Origin of the sequence: Spirillospora sp. NPDC049652 (assembly GCF_040675125.1) — a bacterium.
Classification (GTDB): Bacteria; Actinomycetota; Actinomycetes; order Streptosporangiales; family Streptosporangiaceae; genus Spirillospora.
The window spans coordinates 1-7,060 of the sequence record NZ_JBFAOF010000336.1; the positions used below are offsets into that span (position 1 = coordinate 1).

6 protein-coding genes and 1 pseudogene are annotated in these 7,060 nt (G+C 74.9%); 4 read left to right on the plus strand and 3 right to left on the minus strand.

What is annotated here, in order from left to right; genetic code table 11:
- Nucleotides 1-951, minus strand: a 951-nt coding sequence (locus AB0J52_RS21240; protein ID WP_500183421.1) for a serine/threonine-protein kinase, incomplete at its 3' end; no start/stop codon positions are given.
- A 143-nt stretch (nt 952-1,094) separates the two neighbouring features.
- The gene (locus AB0J52_RS21245) at nt 1,095-2,054 is read right to left on the minus strand and encodes a LysR family transcriptional regulator (RefSeq protein WP_500183423.1); all 960 of its coding nucleotides are present in this window, start codon (nt 2,052-2,054) and stop codon (nt 1,095-1,097) included.
- A gap of 73 nt (nt 2,055-2,127) precedes the next feature.
- Here AB0J52_RS21245 and AB0J52_RS21250 point away from each other — a divergent pair, with 73 nt between their 5' ends.
- A complete protein-coding gene (locus AB0J52_RS21250) occupies nt 2,128-3,099 on the plus strand; it encodes an EamA family transporter (protein ID WP_500183424.1) in 972 nt (323 codons plus the stop codon).
- Between the two features lie 5 nt (nt 3,100-3,104).
- Nucleotides 3,105-3,929: a dihydrodipicolinate synthase family protein gene (locus AB0J52_RS21255; RefSeq protein ID WP_500183426.1), complete on the plus strand. Its 825-nt coding sequence runs from the start codon at nt 3,105-3,107 to the stop codon at nt 3,927-3,929.
- A 150-nt stretch (nt 3,930-4,079) separates the two neighbouring features.
- On the opposite strand, the gene hemL is transcribed toward AB0J52_RS21255, so the two are convergent.
- Entirely contained in the window at nt 4,080-5,378 is a 1,299-nt protein-coding gene (gene hemL, locus AB0J52_RS21260) for a glutamate-1-semialdehyde 2,1-aminomutase (RefSeq protein ID WP_500183428.1), read from the minus strand.
- A 176-nt stretch (nt 5,379-5,554) separates the two neighbouring features.
- Between hemL and AB0J52_RS21265 the strand changes: the two are divergent.
- A pseudogene (locus AB0J52_RS21265) lies at nt 5,555-6,286 on the plus strand (serine/threonine-protein kinase); the annotation flags it as partial.
- A 160-nt stretch (nt 6,287-6,446) separates the two neighbouring features.
- Nucleotides 6,447-7,060: lyase family protein (locus tag AB0J52_RS21270; RefSeq protein ID WP_500183429.1), on the plus strand; the 614-nt coding region annotated here is incomplete at its 3' end.

Genomic DNA, 7,060 nt, shown 5'->3' on the forward strand with positions numbered 1-7,060 from the left:
CGCCGCGCCCGTCGCGGACGTCCCGGCCGCGGTGCCCGCCGCCCCGGCCCCCGCCCCCGCACCGGCAGCACCAGCCGCGCCGCCGCCGGGGCCGAGGAGCGCGGCGATCGGGAACAGGGACGCCAGAGCGGCGGCGGACGCGGCCAGCGCGCGCACGCCCCGGCGCTCCCAGTCCGGCCCGTAGGCGGCGGACGCGACCGCTTCCAGCTCCGCGACGAAGTCGGCGGCGCTCGGCGGACGCCGCGCCGGATCCTTGGCCATGCCGTGCCCGACGAGGGGCCGCAGGGCCTCCGGGACGGCCTCGACGGGCGGCGGCTCGGTCAGATGGGCGTTCTCCAGCTCCGCCGCGCCGCCGGCGAACGGCCTGCGTCCTGTCACGCACTCGAAGAACACGCAGGTCGCGGCGTAGACGTCGGTCGCGGGCGTGGCGACGCCGCGCCGCCACTGCTCCGGGGCCATGTACGGGGGCGTGCCCGCGCCGCCGCTCTCCCGGCCCGCGCTGACCGCGATGCCGAAGTCGATCAGCTTGCTGCGGCCGTCCGGCGGGACGACGACGTTGGCGGGCTTGTAGTCGCGGTGGACGACCCCGAGCGCGTGCGCGGCGGCGAGGCCGAGCAGCGAGCCCTTCAGGACCGAGAGGGCGGCCTCCGGGGCGAGCGCGCCCTCGCGCTCCAGGACGGTCCGCAGCGGCACGCCGTCCACGGCCTCCATGACGATCGCCGCGCCCTCGGCGGTCTCGACCAGCTCGAAGAGCCGCACGACGTGCGGGCTGCCGGCGCGGCCGAGCATCGCGGCCTCGTGCCGCAGCAGCGCGCGGTCCGCGCCGTCCTGGACGTACTTGACCGCCACGAGCGTCCCGGAGGCGTCGTGCCGGGCGAGCACCACCGCGCCCTGCCCGCCCTCGCCCAGCTCCCGGACGGTCGTGAACCCCGGGACCCGCCACCCGCCCATCGCCCGCACCCCTCGAACAAGATCGCGATTCGGGCCCGAAATGTAGCGGATGGACGATCTTCACGCGTTCCGGCGCGTTCCGGGCGCGGGGAAGGCGGGGGCCGGGCGCCGGCGTCCCCGGCGCGCGGCGGGCCCCCGGACGGTCAGGCCCTCAGCAGCGGGCGGTCGGCGGGCGGGACGCCGATGTCGGCGCCGGGCACGGGGACGTCGGCGGGGACGGCCGAGCGGAAGGCGTCCAGGGCGGCGCGGATGGCGGGGCGGCGCGCGGCCTCCTCGCGCCAGACGGCGTAGACGCGGCGGGTGAGCGGGGACTTGAGGGTGACGATCTCGACCTCGGGCGGCACGTCGCAGCGCCCGAGCCTCGGCAGGATCGCGATGCCCAGCCCGGCCGCGACCAGGGTGAGCTGGGTCGCGAACTCGTAGGCGTGGTGCTCGATGTGCGGCTCGCGGTCGATCGAGCGGAGCGTCCGGTGCAGCCAGTCGCAGCAGATCGAGCCGGGGGTGGAGCTGATCCAGCCCTCGCCCGCCAGCTCGTCCAGGTCGATCTCGCTGCGGCCGGCCAGGCGGTGGCCGGGCGGCAGCGCGACGTCGGCGACGTCCGCGCAGATCACGCCCTTGACCAGGCCCTCGGCGAGCGGCAGCGGCTCGTTGCTCCAGTCCTGCACGACGGCCAGGTCGAGGTCGCCGCGGACGACCAGCGGCATGCTCTCCAGCGGGTCCTGCTCGCTCAGGTGGACGCGCAGGTCGGGGTGGTCGGCGCGCAGGGAGCGCAGGGCGGCCGGGAACAGGCCGCGGATCGCGGTCGGGAAGGCCCCGACCGACAGCAGCCCGACGACCGCCCCCCGGTGCGCCTCCAGGTCGGCCTGGGCCTGCTCGACCAGCGACAGGATGCGTCCGGCGTGCCCGACGAGCAGCTGCGCGGCGTCGGTCAGCCTGACCCCGCGGCCGTTGCGCTCCAGCAGTTTCTGGCCGGTCTCCCGTTCGAGCTTGGCGAGCTGCTGGGAGACGGCGGAGGTGGTGACGTGGAGCACGTCGGCGGCCGCGCTGACCGACCCGTAGGTGGCCACCGAGTGGAGGGCGCGCAGACGTTCCAGATCCAGCATGAAGCAATGCTAAATCCATCTGTCAAGAAGTTCTAGCTTGTCCTAAACACACCGTTCTCAGGACGATCGGGACATGCGTACCCGCCACGTCCTGCTCGCCGTGCTGATCGCCGCGGTCTGGGGCTTCAACTTCGTGCCGATCAAGATCGGCCTGGAGCACTACCCGCCGCTGTTCTTCGCCGCGCTGCGCTTCACCGTGGCCGCGCTGCCCGCGGTGTTCCTCGTCCGGCGGCCGCCCGTCCCGGCGCGGTGGCTCCTGCTGGTCGGGCTCCCGCTCGGCGTCGGGCAGTTCGGGCTGCTGTTCATCGCGATGCGCGTCGGCATGCCCGCCGGGCTGTCGTCGGTCGTCCTGCAGCTGGCCGCGCTGTTCACGGCGCTGATCGCGTGGCTGACGCTGCGGGAGCGGCTCCGCGCCGGGCAGGTCGCCGGGATGGCCGTGGCCTTCGGCGGCGTCGCCTGGCTCGGCGTCCTGCAGTCGGGCGGGACGAGCGGACCGGCCGGCGCGTTCCTGCTCTGCGTCGCGGCGGCGTTCATGTGGGGTCTGGCGAACGTCGCCATGCGCCGGATGAACGCCCACGCCACCGGTCCGGTCGACTCGTTCGGGTTCATGGTGTGGGTCTCGCTGGTGCCGCCGCTGCCGCTGCTCGGCCTCTCGCTGGTCTTCGAGGGCCCGGACGAGATCGGGCGCTCGCTCGCGCACACCTCCCTGGAGGGGCTGGGCGCGCTGGCCTACATCGCCTACCTGTCCACGCTGCTCGGTTACGGCCTCTGGGGGCTGCTGATGCGCCGGTACGAGGCCGGCACGGTCAGCATGTACGCCCTGCTCGTCCCGCCGTTCGGACTGGCCGGGGCCCGGTTCGCGCTGCACGAGGACGTGAGCCCGGCGCGCCTCGGCGCGGCCGCGCTGATCGTCGGCGGTGTCGCGCTCGGCGCCGTCCGCCTCCGGCTCCGCTCCCGGCGGCCCGCGCCGGCCGCCGGACCCACTGCCGAACCGGCCGCCAAGTCGACACCTGATCCCGTCCGCGATCCCGTCCCCACGAGGTGACTCCGATGTTTGGAACGCATGTCCCGCTGGTCACACCCTTCACCCCCGAGGGCGAGGTGGACGCGGCGTCCCTCGAACGGCTCGCCGTCCACGTCCTGGACGGCGGGGTGGACGGCCTGGTCGCGCTGGGAACCACCGGTGAGGCCGCCACGCTCACCCCGGACGAGGTGGAGACCGTCCTGCGCGTCTCCCGGAAGGTCTGCGACGCCTACGGCGTGCCGCTGACCGTCGGGGCGGGGACGATGGGGACCGACGCCACCATCGCGCAGGCGCGCGAGCGCGCCCCTTACGCGGACACGCTGCTGGTCGTCGCCCCGTACTACCTACGGCCGTCCGAGGACGGAGTGGTCAACCACTACGCCGCCGTCGCATCGGCCGTTGACGTGCCGGTTCTGATGTACAACATCCCCTACCGGACGGGCCGGGCGCTCTCCGCCGAGACCCTGCTGCGCATCCTGGCCCTGGACGGCGTCGCGGGGATGAAGCACTGTCCCGGCGGCATCGACGGCGACACGCTCGTCCTGCTGGCCGAGGCCGGAGAGAAGATCTTGTGCGGGGACGACGCGTACGCCTATCCCATGCGCGCGCTGGGCTCCGGTGGCGTGATCGCCGCGACGGGCAACCTGGTGCCGTCCGCCTACGCGAACCTCGACCTCGCCACCCACGAACGGCTCGTCCCCCTGGTGGGCGCGCTGTTCTCGGAGCCGTCCCCGACCGTCCTCAAGGCGTGCCTGGCGGCCCGGGGGCTGATCGACGACCCGGGCGTCCGCGCCCCGTTCGAGCCTCCGCACCCGGACACCGTCGAGCGCGCCCTCAAGGCCGCGCCCTGAGCGCCCTGAGGAACGCGCCCTGAGCGCCCTGAGGAACAGGCTCTGAGCGCTTCGAGGGACGGGCTCCCAGCGTCCTGAGAGGCTGGTGGTCCCACCCGCTTCCGCGGGCGGGCCGGGGGCGTCCCAGCGGTGCGCCCCCGGCCCCCGCGGTCAGGCGGACGCCTCGGCGGCGGCCCGCGCGGCGTGCGGCAGCGCGTCGACGATCTTCGAGAGCGCGGTGTCGTCGTGCGCGGCCGACAGGAACCACACCTCGAACGCGGACGGCGGCAGGTAGACGCCGCGGTCGAGCATCGCGTGGAAGAACGCGGCGAACGCGGCGGTGTCCTGCTTCTGCGCCTGGGCGAAGTTCTGCACGACGGGGGCGTCGGTGAAGAAGACCGAGAACAGGTTGCTCGCGCGCTGCACCCGGTGCGGCACACCCTCCTTGGCCAGCGCCTCGGTCACGGCCTCGGACACGGTCGCGGCGTTGCGGTCGATCGCCGCGTACACCTCATCGGTGGCGTTGCGCAGCGTGGCGAGGCCGGCGGCGGTCGCCAGCGGGTTCCCCGACAGCGTCCCGGCCTGGTAGACGGGACCGGCGGGGGCGAGGCGGGCCATCACGTCGGCGCGGCCGCCGAACGCGGCGGCGGGCAGCCCGCCGCCCATCACCTTGCCGAACGTCATGAGGTCGCCCGCGACGCCCTCCACGCCGTACCAGCCGGACCGGGACGCGCGGAACCCGGTGAGCACCTCGTCCACGATCAGCAGCGCGCCGGACCGCTCGCACAGCTGCTTCAGCAGCCGGTTGAAGTCCGTGGTCGGCGGGACGACGCCCATGTTGCAGGGCACCGCCTCGGTGATCACGCACGCGATCTCGTCGCCGTGGACGGCGAACGCCCGCTCGACCCCGATCACGTCGTTGTAGGGCAGCACGATCGTGTCTGCGGTGGTGGTCCCCGTCACCCCTGGGGTGTCGGGGAGGGCGAGCGTCGCCGCGCCGGACCCGGCGGCGGCGAGCAGCGCGTCCACGTGCCCGTGGTAGCACCCGGCGAACTTGACGACCTTGGAGCGCCCGGTGAACCCGCGCGCCAGCCGGATCGCCGACATGGTCGCCTCGGTGCCGGAGTTCACCAGCCGGACGGCCTCCACCGGCGTCCGCGCGACGATCTCCTCGGCCAGCTCGACCTCGCCCGGCGACGGCGCGCCGTAGGACGTCCCGCGCGCGGCCGCGCCGGTCACCGCCTCGACGACCGCCGGGTGGGCGTGCCCGAGGATCATCGGGCCCCACGAGCAGACCAGGTCGACGTACTCGTTCCCGTCGGCGTCGGTGAGGTACGGGCCGCGCGCGGACGTGATGAACCGGGGGGTGCCGCCCACCGCCCGGAACGCTCTCACCGGCGAGTTCACGCCGCCGGGGATCACCCGGCCGGCCCGCTCGAACAACTCCTGGGACTTGTCTGCATCGGTCACCCCTCCAGTCAACCAGTTGCAGTTCGGTGACGCGGCTTGACCTCGCCTGGTACCGGCCGATATTCCAGCAAAGGCGTCGTCTGCCCCTTGGGGACAGGCGAGAATGCTTCAGGCGGGATGTCGGTGTCGCGAGCGGCGGCACCCCCGGGTTCACCCGGCGCCGCCGGATCGGAGGGATGGCTCACACCGTGGTCGACGGCTGGACGGTTCCGGGATTCACCCACGAGCGGGACCTTGGCGGGGGCCCCGCGGGGCGCGTTGTGCTCGCGGTGGACGACATGACCCAGACCAAGGTCGCCATCCGCTATCTCGACAAGCGCCTCGAAGCGGACGAGGCGCTGCTGTCGCGGTACCGGATGGTGGCGCGCAGGCTGTCCCAACTGGAGGATCCGAACGTCGTCGATCTCTTCGACTTCGTCGAGAATCCCTCGCCGCACGGCGGGACGGCGATCGTGATGGAGCGCGCGGAGGGCGTCTCGCTCCGCCGCATCCTCGCCTCGCGCGGCCCCGCCGGGCCCCTGGCGGCCCTGTCGGCGCTCGGCGGCGTGCTGCTGGGGCTGGCGGCCGGGGAGGGGCGGGAGGTCGTCCACGGGGCGCTCCGGCCCTCCAACGTGATGGTCGCCCCGGACGGGGAGGCCCGCCTCACCGACTTCGGGCTCGGTTTCGGCCCCACCGCCGGGCCCGCCTACGCCGCGCCCGAACTCTGGGAGGGCGCGTCGCCGTCCGTCGCGTCCGACCTCTACGCGGCCGCCGCGGTCTTCTTCGAGTGCCTCACCGGACGGCCGCCGTTCAGCGCCCGGGGCAACTCCGGCTGGGCCAAGGCGCACCGCGAGACCCCCGTCCCGGTCGACCAGGTGCCGGGGCCGCTGCGCGACGTCCTCGCCCACGGCCTGGCCAAGGAGCCGGAGAAGCGGCCCGCGTCGGCCGCCGACTTCGCCGCCGAGCTGGAGGAGGCGGCGGTCGCGGCCTACGGGCCGTCCTGGGAGGCGCAGGGCCGGGGCCGGCTCGCCGAGCTGGTCAAGGAGGCCGCGGCCGCACGTCCACCACGGCGCGACCAGCCAGGACGTCATGGACACCGCCGCCATGCTCGTCGCGGCGCGCACCCGCCGGGAGATCACCGGCACGCTCGACCGCGTCCTGGCGCTGCTCGCCGGCCTCGCCGGACGGCACCGCGAGACGCCGATGCCGGGCCGCACGCTGTCGCGGCAGGCGCTGCCGACGACGTTCGGGCTCACGGCCGCGCAGTGGCTGCTCGGCTGCCTGGACGCTCGCGACCGGCTGGCGTCGGCCGTGCTGCCCGTCCAGCTCGGCGGCGCGGTCGGCACGCTCGCCGCCTACGGCCCGGACGGGCCCGCGCTGGCGGACGCGTTCGCCGACGAGCTCGGCCTCGACCGGGCCGTCCTGCCGTGGCACACCCGCCGCACCCCGGTCGCCGACCTCGGCGCCGCGCTGTCGCTGGTCACGGGCGCCCTCGGCAAGATCGCCACGGACGTGGCGCTGCTCGCGCAGAGCGAGGTGGACGAGGTCGCCGAGCCCGCGGGCCCCGGCCGCGGCGGCTCCTCGGCCATGCCGCACAAGCGCAACCCGGCGCTCGCCACCCTCGTCCGGTCGGCGGCGCTGCAGGTTCCGGCCCAGGTCCAGGTGCTGCTGGCCGCGCAGGCCGCCGCGCACGAGCGGCCGGC